This window comes from Acinetobacter sp. PK01, assembly GCF_022819285.1.
Classification (GTDB): Bacteria; Pseudomonadota; Gammaproteobacteria; order Pseudomonadales; family Moraxellaceae; genus Acinetobacter; species Acinetobacter tandoii.
The window spans coordinates 3,498,810-3,518,560 of sequence record NZ_CP094643.1; the positions used below are offsets into that span (position 1 = coordinate 3,498,810).

The window sequence follows — 19,751 nt, forward strand, 5'->3', positions numbered from 1 at the left end:
TGTGAGCCTGTTGTTTAGGGATTAAGGAATTTCTTCCTCATCAAACTCAGGTTTAATCTGAACAATAAAGTCTTGACGGTTTAAACCACGCCATAGGGCATAAGCAGTTGCAATATAAATTGAAGAATATGTTCCTGCAAAGACACCGATAAACATTGCCACCGAGAACCAGCGTAGACCTTCACCGCCCATAATGAGCATCGCCACCACAACCAATAACAAGGTCATGGAGGTGTGGACAGTTCGGCGTAAAGTTTCAGTGAGGGCAATATCGATCACTTCACGAGGGGATGCACCTCGAATTTTACGGAAGTTCTCACGGATACGGTCTGATACTACGATGTTATCGTTGAGCGAGAAACCAATCACGGCAAGCACTGCGGCCAAAGTGGTCAGGTCAAATGGCCATTGCATGAATGCAAATACCCCTAAAATCACTAAAATATCGTGAAAGAGGGAGAGGATTGCGCCCACAGCCAATTTGAATTCAAAGCGAATGGTTACGTAGATCAACATCAAGATCAATGCAAGTGCAACGGCACCCGCAGAACGAACATAGAGTTCATTTCCGACTTGACCACCGACAGCATCGACTTTATGTAATGTAGCTGTGTTATTCGGTACTTGTACTGCTTGAGCCAAGGTGTTATTCAAATCTTCAACACTGGCTTTTTGCACAGGCATACGAATGAGTACGTCTGTGTTACTGCCTAGTGTTTGGACTACTGCATGTTCAAAGCCTGTAGCTTCAAGAGATTTAACAATTTGATCTTGATCAACTGGTTTTGCGTAGGTGACTTCCGCAGAAATACCTCCAGTAAAGTCCAAACCTAAGTTAAGACCATTCACGGCAATGAAGAAGATACTGGCAATGGTAATTATAATTGACGCGAAGGCAGCAGGTTTGCTGATCTTCATGAAGCCAATTACACGCTCATTGTCAGGACGACCATATTGTTTTGATTTGGGTTGAGTCATGTCAGTCATCGTCGATCTCCTTAAATGCTCAACTTCTTCAAGTCACGCTTTTTGCCATAAATCAATTGTACGACTGCACGCGTCACCGTAATAGAGGTAAACATCGAGCAGACAATACCAATCATGTGGGTGACTGCAAAGCTTTTGATTGGACCTGAACCGATTGCAAATAAAATGAACGCGACAATAAAGGTGGTTAAGTTTGAGTCTAAAATGGTGTTATAGGCTCGATCATAACCCGCAATAATGGCTTGTTTAGGAGAAGCTCCCCATTTCATTTCCTCCCGTATTCGTTCACAGATGAGGACGTTGGCATCGACCGCCATACCAATGGTAATGATGATACCTGCAATACCTGGAAGTGATAGTGAGGCGCCAATCCAAGACATTACGGTCAGGATCATGGCAATATTGATCACTAAGGCTAAATTGGCAATTAAACCAAATAGACGGAAGAACACCACCATCCAGATCGCAACCAGTAAGAAACCGATTTGGGTGGATAAGACACCTTTATCAATGTTTTCTTGACCGAGGCTAGGACCAACCACACGTTCTTCAACAAAGTACATTGGAGCGGCTAATGCACCTGCACGCAACATCAATGCCAGTTCGGCTGCTTCTTGTGGTGAGTCTAAACCTGTAATACGGAATTGTGAGCCGAGTACGGCTTGAATCGTGGCGGCATTAATAACCACAGATTCTGCATACGGTGTACGGACTTCAGTTTGTGCACCAGTTTTCGGGTCTGTGACATAGCTGATTTTTTGTTTATTTTCGATAAACAACACCGCCATACGTTTACCCACAGAATTCCGTGTCGCATCGGCCATGAGCTTACCACCCGCGCTATCGAGGGTAATATTTACTTCAGCACCGCCAGTGTCCTGACTAAAGCCAGAAGAGGCATTTTGAACACGCTCACCTGTAAGAATACGATTGCGGTTAAGTAATAATTCACGGCCACTATCAAGTGACTGATAAGCAAATACTTCCGTACCTGGAGGTAATGGCTGACCATTATATTTACCTGTATATGGATCAATATATTGATCATTCTGGTCAGAAACCAGGCGGAACTCTAAGTTTGCAGTACGGCCCAAAACACGCTTTGCTTCAGCGGTATCTTGTACACCTGGTAATTCAACCACAATACGGTTGCTACCTTGGGTTTGTACAAGTGCTTCTGCAACCCCTAACTCATTAATACGGTTACGCAGGGTGGTTAAGTTTTGGTTGACCGCATAAGATTGAATTTCTTGCTTACGTACATCAGTATAAGTTAAACGTAAGCTAGAGCCTGAATCTGATGCAATCGCTTGTTGAGCATATTCTTTGTTGTTGCTGCGCAAGAAATCCATCACTGCATCACGATCTGTATTGTTCGCAAATTGCAAAGTAATGGTATTGTTATTCAATGAAAGACTATTGAATTTCAATTTATTGTCACGCAATTGACGACGTAAATCAGTTGCAGAGGTTTCCATACGTTGGCTGATGGCTTTGTCCATATCTACTTCAAGCAAGAAGTGAACACCGCCACGTAAGTCCAAACCGAGTTTCATTGGTTTCGCACCAATTTTTTGCAACCATTCAGGTGTAGTTGGTGCAAGGTTCAGCGCAACAACGTAGTTATCTCCAAGACCACGACGCAAAGCATCTTTGGCTTTTAACTGAGCCTCAGATGAATCTAGACGGAGTAATGCAGCGTTATTGGTAAAGCTATTGTCATGCGTTGCAATATTTTCGCTTTTTAAAATTTGCTCTGCTTTTTGTATGATGCTTTGGTCAATTTGAGTACCAGCTTTGGCACCTGAAATTTGAACAGCAGGTTCATCAGGATACAAACTTGGCAGGGCATATAATGTACTGACTACGAGAACCACGAGAATCAGTAGATATTTCCATGCTGGGTAACGCATTTGTTTTCTTCTTAAAATGAAAAAGTCGTGCGGGTGCACGACTATTTTTGATTAAAGGTTATTTAATGTGCCTTCAGGAAGAACTGAAATCACACTTGCGCGTTGAATTTTTACTTCTACACCACGGTTTAATTCAACCACTGCAAAATCACCTTCAATTTTAGTAATTTTACCCATCAAACCACCAGCAAAAACAACTTCACTGCCAACACCTAAGCTTTCGACCAAAGAGCGGTGTTCTTTAGCACGTTTAGATTGAGGGCGCCAAATCAAGAAGTAGAAAATTGCGACAAAAACCGCAATCATAAGTAAGTTCGTTACGAGGCTTGGTTGCTGTGCAGCTTCACCTGCTGCGTGAGCAGTAGAAATAAAAAGGCTCATTTCAATTTCCTAAACAATAAACTGGTATCAATTTGATAATAAATAGACTTGTTCTGCAATTTACCTTGTCTTTTTCTTCAGCGCAAATGCTGAAAGAATTAATCTTGCGGACAAGGAGGTACTTCTAAACCACGACGTTGATAAAAGTCTTCAACAAAAGCATCAAACGTCCCGTTATCGAGTGCATCACGAATGTCTTGGGTGAAGCGCTGGTAGTAACGTAAGTTGTGGATGGTACCTAACATTGAACCCAACATTTCGCCGCATTTTTCTAAATGGAATAGATATGCGCGGGTAAAGTTGGTACAGGTGTAGCAATCGCAGTGTGGATCAAGTGGTTGTTGATCATGACGGTATTTACTGTTGCGGATACGAACTAAACCATCCGTCACAAAGTAATGACCATTTCGTGCATTTCGGGTTGGCATAACGCAGTCAAACATATCTACGCCACGACGAATACCTTCAACAATGTCTTCTGGCTTGCCGACACCCATTAAATAACGTGGTTTATCGGCAGGCATTTTAACTGGAAGATAATCCAACACCTTGATCATTTCTTCTTTCGGTTCACCGACAGAAAGACCACCAATGGCATAACCATCAAAACCAATTTCGAGTAAACCTTTTAATGATTCTTCACGAAGGTCTTCGTACATGCCGCCTTGAATAATGCCAAATAAAGCATTTTTATTGTTTAATTCATCGTGGTGATGAGTTTTACAACGCTTGGCCCAACGTAATGAAAGTTGCAATGACTTTTGTGCTTCTTCATGCGTCGCTGGATATGGCGTACATTCATCAAAAATCATGACGATGTCAGAATTTAAAGTTTTTTGAATTTCCATCGAAATTTCAGGCGATAAGAAAACTTTAGAACCATCAATCGGAGAGCGGAAAGTTACACCTTCTTCCTTAATTTTACGCATAGCACCAAGGCTGAAGACTTGAAAGCCACCAGAGTCGGTTAAAATAGGTTTGTTCCACTTCATGAACTCGTGTAAGCCACCATGCGCTTCAATGACATCTAGGCCAGGACGTAAGTATAGGTGGAAAGTATTACCTAAAATAATTTGTGCTTGAATGTCTTCAATATCACGCGGCAACATGCCCTTGACTGTGCCATAAGTACCGACAGGCATAAATACAGGTGTTTCAACCACACCATGTTCAAGCGTTAAGCGACCACGACGGGCACGCCCCGATTGTGCAAGTTTTTCAAACTTCATACAAATTCCAAATCAAGGCGAAAAAACAGTTCGCTGATTGTTCGAGCTAAAAAGAGAGCTATTTTCCTCGATTCTGCGCTTAAACGCCAGTTTTGTGATGTATTGAACTGTTAATTCTGATCTCGTCATTTCAAAATGAAAGTGAAACGCTGGTTTGGTCAGAATTTTGCTTTATTTTTATTTGTGTAATGTTTTGTTTCTCTTTTACCTGAAAATGGTGATTATATTGTAAAGGGAATTGGTATCTACTAATTCTTCATGTGAACAATGCATTCTTGGGGTGGGGTAATGAGTGAGCTAAAAGAATGGGAATTTTATAAAACATTATTGGAAACTACAAATGCCATTCCATGGCAAATTAATTGGGATACCAAAGAATTTAGTTATATTGGACCACAAATTGAGAGTTTATTGGGGTGGCCGCAAGACAGTTGGAAATCTGCACAAGACTGGATTGATCGTATACATCCTGATGATCGTGATAAGACGGTCGGTATGTGTATTCAACTCTCTGATGATGGTACGGATCATGAGGCTGATTATCGCGCCTTAACCCAAGATGGCGGATACGTCTGGATACGTGATGTTGTGCATGTGATTCGTGAAAATGATAAAACCATTGCCATTATTGGCTTCATGTTTGATATTTCAGAACGTAAAAGTATGGAATTGGAACTTGAGGAGTTGAATAAAAAGAATCAAGCATTATTACTGCAAGATCCGTTGACGCAGGTGGCAAATCGCAAAGCCTTGAATGAACGGATCGAATTCGAGTTTAAGCGAGCAGAGCGCAATAAACGACCATTGTCGATATTGTTTATTGATATTGATCATTTTAAGAAATACAACGATGATTTTGGGCATTTGCAAGGTGATCAGTGTTTGATTGCAGTTGCACAGTTATTAAAAACTCAGTTTAGTCGAGCCTATGATTTTGTGGCGCGCTTTGGTGGGGAAGAGTTTGTAGTAATTTTGCCTGAAACTACACTTGAAGATGCTGTTTCATCTGCTGAGCGCTTCCGTAAGGCAGTGGCTCATTTGACCATCCCGAATCTGATGGCAAGTCAGCATGCTGATATCACGGTCAGCATTGGGGTAAATACGCATGGCGCAGGGCAAAACTATTTAAACGTGTCTAGTTTTTTACAGTCGGCAGACCAATTGCTCTATCAAGCAAAAGCTGAAGGGCGGAATCAGGTTTGTTTTCTGTCTTAATCGGAATTAGCAGCATTGTGAAATTTATTCACAATGCTGTCTTTTGTGCTAAATCATTAAAAATTCGGACGATAATCAAAATTTTGCATAGCTGCCGTATCACGAAATGGTCGAATGGCTTTTTTGCCAATAGTCATAGTATTGATGACATTGTTGGGAAAAATCTGTATTTGGTTGTTAAACAGTTCAACATTGCGATTAAAAATCGTAATCGCAGCCCCTACATTTTCGTTTTGTTCTTCAATTTCGTTCATCATTTTTAGATAAATTTCATTGGCTTTAAGTTCAGGGTAGTTTTCAACTACGACATTTAAACTGTGCATGAGTTCCTTGTTTAGGTTCTCAATCCGTTGTAGCTGAGATACATCGGCAGTGTTTGCATTCAAATTTAAAATGTTTTGACGCAATTCCGTCACTTTTTCTAAAGTACCTTTTTCAAAACTTGAATATTGCTCTACCAAGGGTGCAAGCGCATCTAAAATTTTAATTTTTTGACGTTCGTAGCTGGTAACATCTGACCAAGCGCGAATAGTGGCATTATGATGGCGCACAATATTATTACGAATAAAAATAATGGCTACAATGCCAATAATAATGAGCAATAATAAAATAAAAAGTCCCATGTTGCCCCCTGTTTAATGGTTGTACATTTTAGTCGCTGTTATTTTAAAAGTTCTAATAAATCAGACTTTAAATGTTCTAGATAAGGTAGTTTAAATGTACGTAAGTGTCCACGTAAACTTGAAATATTTTGGATATTCTGAGCCTTGCTCGAAATTTTGAATAAATCATGTGGTCCTAGATAGCACAGGACATCACTCTCGGGGTGAAACAACAAATCCCCTGAACGGTACTCAAAAAAGTCTGATAGCCGAAGCACCATGGCTGGTGTCAGCGTTTTAGCCATCTGCATTTCATCTGTGCCATAGAATTTGAGTCGCTGATTGGTCTGAATATCACTGGTATGCCATGCAAAAGAATAAGGGTGACTAAAGGATTTGCTCGCAGTACTGATTGCTAGGCCTGGCATGTCTAGACCAAAAACAAATACGCCCCACAAATCGCGATGTATTTCTTGAACCTTGACCTGATTGCCATCCTTATCAGTCATACGTACTTCATTCACAAAGTGATATTGAAATACCAGTACTTGATGGTCCTTGTTTTCTTCATCTGTCCAAACAGTGCTTGCATATAATGGAAAATCATTGGAAACAGAGCCTTGTTCAAATACTGGAAACAGGCGTTTTAAGTGGGCAATAAATAAAACTGGATTGAGTGGAACGGAAATATGTTGTGGTTGGCGGTGGTAAGCCAACTGATATTTTTGTGCAATGGTTTGTTGTTCGAGATAATCAATCACCTCTTCAATGGGGTCATCATCTTCATAAGAAATATAAGCCCAAAATACCATCAACACGCCACAAAACAGGCTAGTTTGAGCCCAAATACTACTGGGTTGAATCAAAATCGCAAGCATAAAAAGACTGCCTGTAATTGCAAGCAACCACGGTAGGGTATTTTCAAACTTCAAGGTGACAGGAGCATTCCAAGGATGCAGGCCATCTAAAATTTGTTGATGGCTTTGCGCCTGACGCCCAATGTCCCAAAGCCGAGCAATATTGTGGAAGACCACCTGATTCTTTTTACGACGAATATGAATCGAATGTCGCACAGTATCAATCGGCATAAGGGCGGAAGTTCCTTGTTATTGTTATCTGGTAAAACGATCAATTAGCATGGCATCGCCATAACTAAAGAAACGATATTGCGTAGCTACAGCATGTTGGTAGGCATTGATAATATTGTCACGATTCGATAATGCAGAAACCAACATCAACAGCGTAGATTCGGGTAAATGGAAATTGGTAATTAAACGATCTACCACTTTAAAATCATAGCCAGGGTAAATGAAAATCTGGGTATCACCGACCCATGCATCGAGTACACCGCCATGTGCTTGGGCAGCACTTTCCACAGCACGTGTTGCTGTTGTACCAACCGCAATGACTTTATTCCCTCGTGCTTTGGTTTCACGAATTAATTCAACAGTATGTGCTGGTACATCGCACCATTCGCTGTGCATGACATGATTGGCAATATCATCGGTACGAACAGGCAGAAATGTTCCAGCACCCACATGTAAGGTCACGAAAGCTTTGCGAATTCCTTTAGCTTCAAGTTTTTCCAGTAACGCTTGGTCGAAGTGTAAACTTGCGGTGGGTGCAGCAACACTGGCTAACTTGCTGGGGTCATTGAATACGGTTTGGTAACGTTCAGTATCTATCGCCTCTGCTTCACGGTTGAAGTAGGGTGGAATGGGTAACTGACCGCAACGGTCTAAAACATCCAGAATCGGTTGTGAAAATTCAACAATAAATAAATTCTCGTGGCGACCTTGGACGGTGACTTTAATTTCTTCAGTGCCAATAAATAGTTCTGCACCCGCTTTAGGTGAGTTACTGGCTTTAATGTGGCAATGTGCGATGTGCGCATCTTGCAAACGTTCGACTAAAACTTCAACTGCGCCGCCTGTTGCACGTTTACCTTTTAAACGGGCTTTCATCACTTTAGTATCGTTTAAAATCAACAGGTCGCCGTCATTCAGTAAATCCAGAATATCGGTAAACTGATGATCATGATATTGACCTTGCGCATCTAAATGGAGCAAGCGTGATGAACTGCGGGTGTCTAAGGGATATCGAGCAATAAGCTCATCAGGAAGATCAAAATTGAAGTCAGAAAGTTGCATGACACATTTCGCTAAAAAAACTGGCTGTAGTATATGCTTTTTTTCATTTTTTAGTCGAAATTGGTTAAATAAGAATCTAAAAAAACCATTCTGTTTTAAAAGTAACCAAATGTGCGAATCTTACGTTGACAAGTTTTTTAAACAGGTTAATATACGCATCAACACCTACCCGAGGTGGTGAAATTGGTAGACGCGGCGGACTCAAAATCCGCTGTCAGAGATGACGTGTCGGTTCGAGTCCGACCCTCGGGACCATATATTAAGAAGCCCTCAAGCATATTAAGACTTGGGGGCTTTTTTATTGCATAAAAATAAATGCTTGCATGAAATTCTGCATTTCATCTTTAAGGTTAAATAAGTCAAATTTTAAGTGGTTACTTCAGAAAATGAATACCTGAATTTGGTTTGGGTACTCATTATGGAATCTCAAGGCTAGAACAATTAAGCTTCTAACAGCTTCCTAAGTTGAAAAAGTGAAACCAATAGAAAAAGAAAACAACCTGTTTGATGGGGAAGGTTGTCCAAAGGCGGAGGCGAAAGAGATGTATTTGTTAGGCTTAAAAAGTAGTGTATAAATAAAAATTTTATAAAAATAAGCACTTGAATTTATGGTTGTTCAAATTTAATGGTTCTTTATTTAATTAAATTACATTGATCAATGAAGAAACTATAGGTTATGAGGTATTTGTATTTTAAATCAGATACTTTATAGGAGTATTTAAGTTTAAAGGTTATGTTTAAAAGGACAACATCTGTTTAAAATTTTTTATTAAAAAAGTGAAATTTACTTTAATAATAATTTTATGAACATAATATAAATAAGTACTTATATGTGAAAATTATAGAATTTATCTTTATTTATAAATCTATCTTTTAAATTGATTAAAAATTAATGCGAAAATTGAATCAATAAAATGATATGGATTTGCTACAATTGGCCCGTCTTTAAGGTTGTTTAAAATAGATAAAGAATTTAAAAGAGATAACGAGGTGTGGTTTGAAGATGGAAATTGCGGGCGCTGTACTGGCGGCTATCTTCTTTGGTGGTTTCGTTTTGATAAGTAAGAGAATGCGGAAGCAATCTTGTGATGTGGATGATAGACCATGCCCACTGAGTGCACGAGAGCAAGATCAAGTTTCTTTAGAGTCTGAATGTGTTTGCGCACCCTGTAAAACGCTAGAAATTCTTTATCAAAATCAAAAAGGTCAAATGACTATTCGAGATATTGATGTTATTCGGGTATATCAAGAAAAGCAGCATTGGTATGTTGAAGCACTTTGTCATTTGTTAAATGAACAGCGTATTTTTGCTGTTGATCAAATTAAATGTTTAAAATGTCCTAAGCATTGTTCACGCTTAATTAACCAAACTGAAATCATAGAATATTTAACCAAGCACCTTGAGTGACCGTTGAAATATTTTTATTTCTTCAATATGAATGGTTTATTTCAATTCGGGATTTTTAATTTGTAAAAGTGAAAATAAATTTGCTTGATTTTTGCAGTTAATATTGGACGAAATGTTTGGTCTTCTGAAATTGTTTTAAGTTAGTTATTGATAAAAATTATTTATTTCGATTCCTTATGGGTGTATTCAGCATCTTATTTGTACTTCTACGCCTAATCGAGTGAAGTATCCATTCAATGTTTTGAGATGTTAGGCTAAAGCTGAGCAAGTGTATGCTTTGTCATCAAAATAATTATAAAAATTATCGAAAAGCGTGTGCAAAATAATCAACAAATGATACATTTATGTATAATATTGTGACTTATTTATCATTTATTGTAAATTTTGTGAGTGTTTGCTTTATGCAGGGGATGACAACAAGAATACATCGTGCGTTATTGGGGGGAGCATCACTATTATTGGTCGGTGTTTGTCACGCTTTTCCTCAACCAGGAAGCTATATTTCCAACGTTGCGTCTGGGGATTATACCGATGAGATGGGGAATGTCTTGTTGGTTAATTCCAATCCTGTGGCATTAGAGGTGCAAAAAACATATTCCCTAACACTTTTACAAAATCAAAATCAATATGGGGCTATCGGTGGGACAGTGAATCTTCCACATGTCCTCACCAACACAGGTAATACTACAGATCGATATACATTGTCTTTGGTACAAAGTAGCAATGATAATTTTGATTTAAGCAATGTTAAGGTTTATGCAGACCGCGATCAAAATGGTTTACCTGACAATACTGAAGATTTGTTGCTCGGTTCAATTGAGCTGAATGCAGGGCAATCTTTAGCCGTGGTGATTGTGGGGAGTATTCCTACCACGGTGGCTTTTAATCAGCTGAGCAGTTTAGACCTTAAAGCTGTAAGCCAGCAAAATGCTACGCTTTCTGCGCAGGTTACAGACACGATTCGCGTTGTAGATGATGCGGTGATTTCCCTGATCAAGGCGCAAAGTGCAAGTGAGGGAATTATCGGTGATCAGATTACCTATACCTTGACTTATCGAAATACAGGAACGGCAACACGTCGCGTCGTATTGCAAGATGTATTGGATGATTCTCTAGAGTATGTTTCGGGCTCAGCCATCTGGAATCAAAATACTACAGCACTCACAGATGCCAATGATACGGAAGCCTCGGAGAATACAGGAATTACTTATCAGCTCAAACCTGATGGTAAGAGTCTGGAAGCCAGTATTGCTGCTGTTGCCCCTCTAAGCTCAGGAACCTTGAGTTTTAAAGCCAAGGTGAAGCAAGGTGCCGCCAATAAAATTCCAAACACGGCAGGTTTTGTTCAATATGATACGGATAACATGACGGTAAAACTAAGCAGTTTCTCCAATACCGTGATCTATAATTTGGCTGCTGTTTATGGTGTGGTTTTAAATAATAAATCTAGTTCAGCAACCAACGTGGGGAACCCTAACAGCAGTCCCGATAACTTGGTTATTCAAGCCAGCTTGACTCCTGGGCAAGAAGTTTTTTTTAATAACTATGTTTGGAACGTCGGCAATACTACGGATGTTTATAACTTAAGTTATAGCTCAAGCAATCTACCGAGTTGTGCCAAAGTTAATTTTTACACCCAAGATGGAAAAACTTTACTAACAGATACCAATGGTGACGGTAAAGTCGATACAGGTTCGATTTCAAGCGCAGCGGTAAAACAAATTCAGGTTGGGGTATCGGCTTCTACAGGGTGTAACAGCAGTGTCAGTCATATCAATGTTGATGTGGTCGCAACCTCGATTGCTTCAAACTTAGTCTCGGACCCGATTCGTAACCAAATCACGGCCTTAACGGTCGTATCGAGCAGCAGTGATTTGTATAACGCGGATCAGTCAGGTTTGGGTGTCGGTGTTGTAGATAACTTAGGCCAAGCTTTACGTACGGTTAAAGTAGCGTCAGCTAAGGCCGTTTTTCCTTTGGTAGCAAAGAATAATTCCACCCAAGCCAACAACTATAATTTATACGCATCTTTTAGCGCGATTGATGTCGCCAATATTGTGCCTACTACTAAAACAGGCTTTAGTGTCAAATTTTATGAAGGCGATGCTAGCTGTCAGACCGTCGGTAAACAGATTACCAATACGGGAACCTTAGCCGCAGGCGCAAGCAAGGCATATTGTGCAGTGATCGATGTTGATGCCAGTCAACAGAATTTTTCAATCCCGATTTGGTTTGCAATTCAATCACCTGTCAATCAACAAGCGGACTCCATTAAGAACCAAATTGAAAGTAATGTTGCACGCTTACTCACCTTGACCAATGATCAGCAGGGGCAGGTGGGTGTTGGTGGTACGATTGTCTATGCGCATACATTAAAGAATTTGGGCAATATGGCAGAAGGGGCAAATGCAGGCTCTCAAGTGAACCTTAAAGTGGTTCCGCTGAAAAATGATGGCTTTGTTTATAGTCTTTATTATGATGCTAATAAAAATGGTCAAATTGATAGTACAGACCAAATTATTAGTGCCACAACCAGTCTAAATCAGCTCTTGGGTAGTGCAGGTTTACTCCCTCAAACTGACATCCAACTTTTACTCAAAGTTCAAGCAGCTCCTTCAGCGCCAGAAGGTGTAGTAAGCCAAGCTGATATTTGGATCGAGATTTCTGACTTTAATGGCATTCATTTAGATAACTTAAAAAATACCGATGTCACCACAGTGGCAACAGGGCATTTACAGTTACTTAAAACACAAGCAGCCAACAGTAGCTGTATCACCAGTAATCTAGCAGCTTTGAGCTATACCACTCAGTTGGTTTCAGTTAAACCAAATCAATGTGTGGCTTATAAACTCACACTGAAAAATGATGGTAGTTCAGTGGTGAAGAATGTTCAGTTTAATGATGTTGTTCCTGCCTATACCAGCCTTGTTGGGACACCTGTGATTGTGCCGACAGGAGTAGACCTTTCTTCAGGTGAGAAAGTTTCAGCTTTGGTGAGTAGTTTAGATCCAAATCAAGAAGCCAATTTCTACTTTGTTATTCGTGTTAACCCTTAAACGTAGGTTCGGAAAATGTTTACAGAAAAGAAAATGATTCGAAATTTACGTATGGCGATGTTCGGCTTATTGAGCGTAACAGCATCGACTTGGGTTTTTGCTGATGCTTTGGTTATCAGTAATATGGCTGTGGGCGAATATAAAGAAGAAGGCTCTACTGTGGTTCAAGTGGCGCGTTCGAACTTGGTTCAAACCACCGTTATTCCTGTGTATAACCTGAGTTTAAAGGATAACCGTACTGAATATGTACGCCCAGGACAGGCGGTTTATTACCATCATGTTTTAACCAACACTGGGAACGAGCGCGATCTTTATAATTTGTTGGGCAGTCAAATTGCTGGGGGCAGTTTCACTCATAACAATATCGAAATTTATTTGGATGCCGATCGAAATGGTGTTGCAGACAGTAATACACCCATTACTCAATATAGCTTAAATGCTGGTGATTCGGTTGCACTGATTATTAAAGCCATTATTCCTTCATCGGCAGCCGTAAATAGTTCTAGTCAGCTTCAATTGACAGCCACTTCGACACAGCAACCTAGTCTGACTCAAAATAATATTGATACTTCACGAATTACGGATCAGGCCGTTTTAAACTTAACCAAGAGTTTTGATAAAACAACTGTCGTAAATGGTGATATTGCAACCGTCCGTTTAACCTATTTCAATAATGGTAATAATAGTGGCGTGGTCAATATCAGTGACTTGTTGGATACGGCTCAGTTGACCTATGTGGCTGGTAATGAAAACTGGAATGGGCAGGCACTTAACGCAGCGACCGGCAGTAATGACCCGACGGGAATCAACTACTATCTCGATACCGATGGTAAAACCATTCGTGCGCAAATCACCAATGTACCAGCCAATGCACAAGGCTACATTGAATTCCGTGTTCGCGTTGTACGTACTGCGCCCGGTGAAATTCCCAACTTGGCCAATATGGACTATGACCATGATGGTCTTTCCAGCACAGCAAATTTAACTACGCAGTCGAATACTGCGGTATTAACCATTAAGCCCATTTATGGTGTGGTGATTAATGCTGATGCAAATAGCATAAGTGGCGTGGATTTACTCACCAAGTCTGCGGTAAGTAGTGGAGCTACAGTTAGCTTTGAAAACTATGTTTGGAATACAGGAACAGTCGCTGACCGTTTTAATTTAAGTTTTAATAGCCATAATTTACCCGCAGGCAGTGTACTGGAATTCTATCGTGCAGATGGCGTTACCCCATTATTTGATACCAATAATGATGGCATTATTGATACAGGAACGCTTGAAGCAGGTGCTAAACTTCCGATTATCGTGAAGGTCACCTTCCCAGTAGATTATGTCGATACAGCCAACACAATTTACAATATCGTTCCTAAAGCACAATCGATCTTAGACAGTACCAAAACAGATACGGTGCAAGATCGGACCTCACTGATTCAAAGTACGGCCTCTCGTTTGGTGGACTTGATCAATAGCCCCGAAACTACAGCAAATGGTACGGGAAATGGCAATGTATCGAATGGTGGTTCGCCTTGGAAAACCTTAACTGCGGTCAACAATAAAACAGTGGTGTTTCCATTAACTGTGCGTCATACAGGTCAAGCGACAACCTATAACTTTAGCGCTGATGCCGATAATAATTTTGCGACGGTTGCATTACCTACAGCAATTAGTTCTGTTCGTTACTTTTCGACATCTACCACCGATTGTTCAGTACTTGGGGCAGAAATCTCTTCAACTCGTTTGTTAAATGACGATGAATCACAGCTTTACTGCGCCGTGGTAGAAATTCGTGCAGATGCTCAAAGCACAAGTCAGCCAATTCCGATTTATTTTAAAGTCACATCGTCTAATTTAGTTACCTCTGCACCAAGTAATGGTTATGACGTGATCCAGAACGCCATTACGATTAACTCAAATGCAAGTCAAGGTGGGGTGAGTTTAGAGCCTGATTTACGTGGGCAAATTGCACCGGGCGGTAGTATTGTTTATAGCCATATTTTAAAACCATGGGGAACGTCTGTATTGGCTGCAACGGATAGTTTAAGCGTTGCCAATGATCGAACAGGTTTTACCACGACACTTTACTACGATGCCAATAATGATGGGCAGTTAGATGCTACAGACCCGATGATTCAGAATTTATCTGTTGTCAATAGCATGATTTTAAGTAGCAAAGCACCTATTCGTATTTTTAATAAAGTTGAAAATACTGCATATAACACGGTTGGTGTAGTGAACACTTCTGTGATTAGTCTAAAAAATAGTGTGGGTACAGTGCTAGATACGGCAACTGATATTACAACCATTACCCGTGCACCTGTGCGTTTAACGAAATTGCAAGCCAAAGATAATAATTGTGATGGTGTTGCGGATAGTGCGTATACCTCAAATGTTTTGCCGATTACACGCAATACAGATGGTTCTGGACAATGTGTTTTGTATCAATTAACCGTAAAAAATTTAGGGGCTTCTGCGATTGGTCGATTTAATTTCTATGATTATACGCCTGAAGCGATGGTGATGAGTAAAGCACCGACTTGTGCAACCTGTGAAACTGGTTCGCTTAGTGCGCCTGCACTGGGGCAAACAGGTGCAATTAAAGCTTCTGTTGCAGCAATAAATAGTAATGAAAGCCATAGCTTAGAGTTTGGGGTGAAGTATGTGGGGAACTAAGTCTATGAAACGCATTATTGCGCTGTCAGCTAGCCTAGGTTTTGGATTAATGTTCAACTCCGTTGTAACTGCTGCTGTGCCTACGTTAGAAATTGTTGGAGCCAGTGGAAATACCTCGACAACTGGTCCTAGTACCGTTGCACAAACTAATACGTATTTATTTAATGCTGATAACCCGACGGCAAATACTTTTAGTCAAAATTATTTCCCGAAGACGAACGTTACTTACTCTTTAGAAAATCAACAATATACAAATGGATTGGTTTTTGGGGGGACAAACTCATCAACTATTTTTATTCCTTTAAGTGGTCAGGGTAGTCCAATTAGTTCTGATTTCACCTCGAGTCGTTTAAATCCTAGTATGGGGACGGGTATTGATGCTGACCTCAACTATGGTTCACGTATTTTGCTTCAAGCGAGTGTTTTAGGAAGCTCAAATGGAAGTAATACATCATCAAGAAACGGTGGGTTAGGTTATTATTTCGGTGATGTTGTGGTGACATTTAACCGTGATGTAAAAAATCCAGTTATTAATCTCTCAGGTATTGGTGGGGTTGCTGTTAGTTCGGGTGGGAATACGGCATTTGGTATTACCACGAATTTTGTATTAACCAATCCTCCAAGCGGAACGACAATCAGGCGCTTATCGGGTCGTAATTTAAGTGTTAATGGATTTAACATCACCAACTCGGCTTCATTATACGGCGCGACTACTGGTGGAAATAATAATTCAAACCACAATGCTACTGGAGCAAATGGTGGGGCCAGTGGTAGTGTCCAAGTTGAAAATAGCAATAGTATAAGAACTTTAAGATTTAAAGTTTATATTGCGTCTGACTACACTGGGAATAGTACATTAGGCTGGAGTTCGGATTCTGGAGATGCATTTGTATTTAGTGCGGCCAGCGTTGACTCTATGGTTGGTGATTTGGTAGTTTCAAAAACCAATAATACTACTCAAGTGTATTCGGGCAGTACAACCACTTATACAGTACGTGTCACTAATAATGGTCCAGATACTTATACAGGAACATTACTTAAGGATGTCGTTGGGACAGGATTAACCGCTACAGCCGTTGCTTGTAGTATGGCTGCAGGCAATAAATGTACCACAGCTCCAGCTTTAAATAGTTTAGCTTCTGTTGATACAGGAAGCTTGGCTTCTGGCGAATTTTACGAAATTTTAGTCACAGCACGTGTAGATGCTGCGGCAGGCAGCACGGTAACGAACACTGCTACGGTGGATGTGCCAACTTTGGGCTCATCTACAGGGGCAAGTTGTACAACTTTAAATAGTGGTGGCATCACCCGTTCATTTAACTCAACCACAGGTGCATGTACGACAGCAGACCAAGATACTGTGCTTGCTTCCGCTGATCTAGAAGTCTCAAAAACATCAGATAAAACAAGCTATGATGTAGGCGATGTTGTGAAATACACCATTAAAGCTTGGAATAATGGTGCTGCTGGTGTTACAGATGCAGTGCTGGCTGATAATGTTCCAAATAATATTGCCAGTTTATATTGGTCATGTAAAAGTTATGGAACGGCTGTTTGCCCAAGTAGCGTAGCGAATGGTACTGAAACAAATAGTTTGAGTGCAAATGGACTAACTTTACCTGCAAATGGTAAAGATGTGAATTATCTAGAATTCACAGTTACAGGTTTAGCTTATAAAAGTGGTTCCGTAACCAATATGGCTTCGGTGACAACAGCAACTTTCGAGAATAACTTAACCAATAATTCTTCCTCGGTAGATATTATTATTAATTCAAACTCACCGATTACCGGCGGTAGTTCACAAAACCAATGTTTATCTGGGCAATCGGCTAATTTGGTTTCAGATACCGCTTTTAGAGCCTATTTGGTCGATAATGCGAGCACTGCTTATGATAATGCTTTAAAAACGGCAGGGGCTAACCCGACTATTGTGCCAAATTCAGTCATGTATGGTACGGGCGCAAATGGTGCATTGCAGTTAAAAGGACGTGTAAATTGGTCAAATGGTAGCCCTAAAACAAGTACCAGTGGGGCAACTTTAAAAATTATGGTCGATGGTGTTGTCTATGCCACGCTTGTCACGCCTGCGAAAAGTTCAAATACTCGAGCTTCATTTACGGCGTTTAATGGTGCGCAAGTGGACACTACGGATTATGCGATTGGATCGTATGGTACTGACCCAGTGGCTATCAATTTTACGATTACTTTGCCTACAACAGTAACAATGGCCAAAATAGTACGGACCGAATTCCAAAATGTTCGGCCAAATACCAGCACTTATGTGGGGGATGATATTGGAATTGGGTTTAATGAACTTAATGTTTGTCTTAAGCCGACTTTTGAAATGAATAAAGTGTCTGAAAATGGCACAGACAGCTTCAACTTCAGCTCTTTTGCAAACTTGAGCAATGCCAATGCCGAAACCATTACCAGTGGTGAAGTGGTGACGACTGTAATAGGGGCTGCACAATCAGTTCGTTTAAAGAAAAGTACATCACCTGTCGAGCAAGGCTCATTATTGGCTTATGCAACACCAAACACGGCAATTAGTTTTACTGAGTCAACATCAACTTTATATTCCCTGAAAAGTATTGAGTGTACAGATACCAATGCCGCTGTTTCGGGGAATAGTACTGCAAATTTGGGTGGCGTTAATGGTATGACCCAAACCATACCAGCAGCGAATGTAAAATTTGCCGCTAAACTCGTTTGTCGCGTGACCAACAGTAAAAAAGCGGGCTATGTGTTTTCAGGGAGGGTGTTTAACGACAATAGTGGTACAACTTCGGATGTTTCCAAGGCGTATAACGCAATTGTAGATGCAGGTGAATTGGGAATTGCGAGCAGTGTGGTTGAGCTGCAAGATTGTAGTACTAAGGCTGTTTTAGCCTCTACAACCAGCAACGCAAATGGTGATTTTAAAATACAGACCTTAGATGATGTGTTTGCTGGGCGCAGTAATGTTTGTTTGGTACAACGGAATTTGACAGGTTTTGATTCGGTCAGTTCGGCGAAAGCCAGTGGTGTGACAGCGACAGCTGACACCAGTAATGACTTCTTTACTATTCCTAAAGCTGCAAATGTGACCAGCTATGAGGGTTTCTTGTTTGGTGATGCCGAGTTACAGTTGGTCTTAACCCAAAATGGGCAGAAAACCATTGTGGCAGGAGATGTAGTTGATTATCCACATGAGCTCAGTGCGAAAAGTGTGATGAATGTGCTGAATTTAACGGAAAGCAAAGAGCAACAGCCTGCAAACAATCAGCCTTGGCAGAGTTTGGTTTATGTCGATAGCAACTGTAATGCGCAGTTGGATCAAGGTGAAAGTTTACTTTCGAGTCGTGTATTAAAAGCCAACGAAAAAATTTGTTTGATTCAGCGAGTAAATTCACCTACCACGGCACAAGGTGGTGATCGCTTTATTGCGAGCTTCAAGGTCAATGGCAAGGCGACTTATAGTACTGCGACGACCAAGGAAAGTAATAGTGTGAATGATATTACAACGATTGGTACAGCAGGTTTAAACATGAGTAAACTGGTGCGAAAAACATCTGCATGTCCTGCGCCGAGCAATGATTCAACACCGTTTACTGTAACCAACCAAGCGGCTAAAGGTGATTATTTGGAATATCAAATCACCTATACCAATAATTCAAATAAAAACTTGGTTGATATTGTGCTTAAAGATAGTGTTCCGGTTGGAACGGTTTATGGAACCATGTCGTGTAGCGTTTCAGGGTGTCAAACTCAAGAAAGTTCAGGACAATTAAAATGGACAATTCCCGGTGTACTGGCTCCTAAGCAAAAAGGGCAAGTGGGTTTCTGCGTAAGGATTCCAAACTAATTGTGATTTTAGAGAAATAAAAAAGGTCGGTCCTTTTATGGGATCGACCTTTTTTCATTAAATGTGCGAAGTACACCCTAGAGTCTATTGCTTGAGCCCGCCAGATGCGTTGATCTTAGGCCTAATATAAATAATGAAAACATATACTTAATATGAGCTGATTGCTTAATTTTGTCTTAAAAAGCGTTCAATAAAGAGTATGAGCTTTATATTGTTTCTTTGTGTAAATTCACAGTTTTTGTGAAAAGTAATGATAAACAGTCATTTATTTTAAGTATTGTAAACTTATATAA

The 19,751-nt window shown here is 40.4% G+C and carries 12 protein-coding genes and 1 tRNA gene; 6 read left to right on the forward strand and 7 right to left on the reverse strand.

Annotated elements, in window-relative coordinates; all coding sequences use genetic code 11:
* Window positions 1-21: 21 nt before the first annotated feature.
* The 4 genes from secF to tgt all read right to left on the reverse strand — a co-directional run bounded on the left by secF (window position 22) and on the right by tgt (window position 4,510).
* Window positions 22-987, reverse strand: coding sequence for a protein translocase subunit SecF (secF, locus tag MP622_RS16620; RefSeq protein WP_151504761.1), 966 nt, complete (start codon window positions 985-987; stop codon window positions 22-24).
* A gap of 11 nt (window positions 988-998) precedes the next feature.
* Window positions 999-2,900: a protein translocase subunit SecD gene (gene secD / locus MP622_RS16625; RefSeq protein ID WP_044739026.1), complete on the reverse strand. Its 1,902-nt coding sequence runs from the start codon at window positions 2,898-2,900 to the stop codon at window positions 999-1,001.
* 51 nt (window positions 2,901-2,951) lie between these two features.
* Window positions 2,952-3,281 (reverse strand): preprotein translocase subunit YajC, encoded by a 330-nt coding sequence (gene yajC, locus MP622_RS16630; protein ID WP_016166200.1) that lies wholly within the window; start codon window positions 3,279-3,281, stop codon window positions 2,952-2,954.
* A gap of 98 nt (window positions 3,282-3,379) precedes the next feature.
* Window positions 3,380-4,510 carry a tRNA guanosine(34) transglycosylase Tgt gene (gene tgt / locus MP622_RS16635; protein ID WP_243791873.1) on the reverse strand — a complete coding sequence of 377 codons (1,131 nt, stop codon included), beginning with the start codon at window positions 4,508-4,510 and terminating at the stop codon, window positions 3,380-3,382.
* A 288-nt stretch (window positions 4,511-4,798) separates the two neighbouring features.
* On the opposite strand from tgt, the gene MP622_RS16640 reads away from it, so the two are divergent.
* On the forward strand, window positions 4,799-5,725 hold the full coding sequence (locus MP622_RS16640; protein WP_243791874.1) for a sensor domain-containing diguanylate cyclase: 927 nt from the start codon (window positions 4,799-4,801) through the stop codon (window positions 5,723-5,725).
* A gap of 56 nt (window positions 5,726-5,781) precedes the next feature.
* On the opposite strand, the gene MP622_RS16645 is transcribed toward MP622_RS16640, so the two are convergent.
* Genes MP622_RS16645 through queA form a run of 3 tightly spaced genes read right to left on the reverse strand, consistent with a single transcriptional unit; the run spans window position 5,782 to window position 8,477 of the window.
* Entirely contained in the window at window positions 5,782-6,348 is a 567-nt protein-coding gene (locus tag MP622_RS16645; RefSeq protein ID WP_044739023.1) for a LemA family protein, read from the reverse strand.
* 38 nt (window positions 6,349-6,386) lie between these two features.
* Complete coding sequence (locus MP622_RS16650; RefSeq protein WP_243791876.1) at window positions 6,387-7,415, reverse strand: hypothetical protein; 1,029 nt, start codon at window positions 7,413-7,415, stop codon at window positions 6,387-6,389.
* Between the two features lie 24 nt (window positions 7,416-7,439).
* On the reverse strand, window positions 7,440-8,477 hold the full coding sequence (queA, locus tag MP622_RS16655) for a tRNA preQ1(34) S-adenosylmethionine ribosyltransferase-isomerase QueA (protein ID WP_243791878.1): 1,038 nt from the start codon (window positions 8,475-8,477) through the stop codon (window positions 7,440-7,442).
* A gap of 168 nt (window positions 8,478-8,645) precedes the next feature.
* Between queA and MP622_RS16660 the strand changes: the two genes are divergently transcribed.
* The 5 genes from MP622_RS16660 to MP622_RS16680 all read left to right on the forward strand — a co-directional run bounded on the left by MP622_RS16660 (window position 8,646) and on the right by MP622_RS16680 (window position 19,458).
* Window positions 8,646-8,732 (forward strand) — tRNA-Leu (locus MP622_RS16660).
* Window positions 8,733-9,480: 748 nt separating this feature from the next.
* Window positions 9,481-9,885, forward strand: coding sequence for a WYL domain-containing protein (locus MP622_RS16665; RefSeq protein WP_044739020.1), 405 nt, complete (start codon window positions 9,481-9,483; stop codon window positions 9,883-9,885).
* Window positions 9,886-10,229: 344 nt separating this feature from the next.
* Window positions 10,230-12,941 carry an isopeptide-forming domain-containing fimbrial protein gene (locus tag MP622_RS16670; protein ID WP_243791880.1) on the forward strand — a complete coding sequence of 904 codons (2,712 nt, stop codon included), beginning with the start codon at window positions 10,230-10,232 and terminating at the stop codon, window positions 12,939-12,941.
* A 15-nt stretch (window positions 12,942-12,956) separates the two neighbouring features.
* Window positions 12,957-15,614 (forward strand): hypothetical protein, encoded by a 2,658-nt coding sequence (locus MP622_RS16675; protein ID WP_243791882.1) that lies wholly within the window; start codon window positions 12,957-12,959, stop codon window positions 15,612-15,614.
* A 4-nt stretch (window positions 15,615-15,618) separates the two neighbouring features.
* Window positions 15,619-19,458 carry a DUF11 domain-containing protein gene (locus tag MP622_RS16680; RefSeq protein ID WP_243791884.1) on the forward strand — a complete coding sequence of 1,280 codons (3,840 nt, stop codon included), beginning with the start codon at window positions 15,619-15,621 and terminating at the stop codon, window positions 19,456-19,458.
* Window positions 19,459-19,751 lie beyond the last annotated feature (293 nt).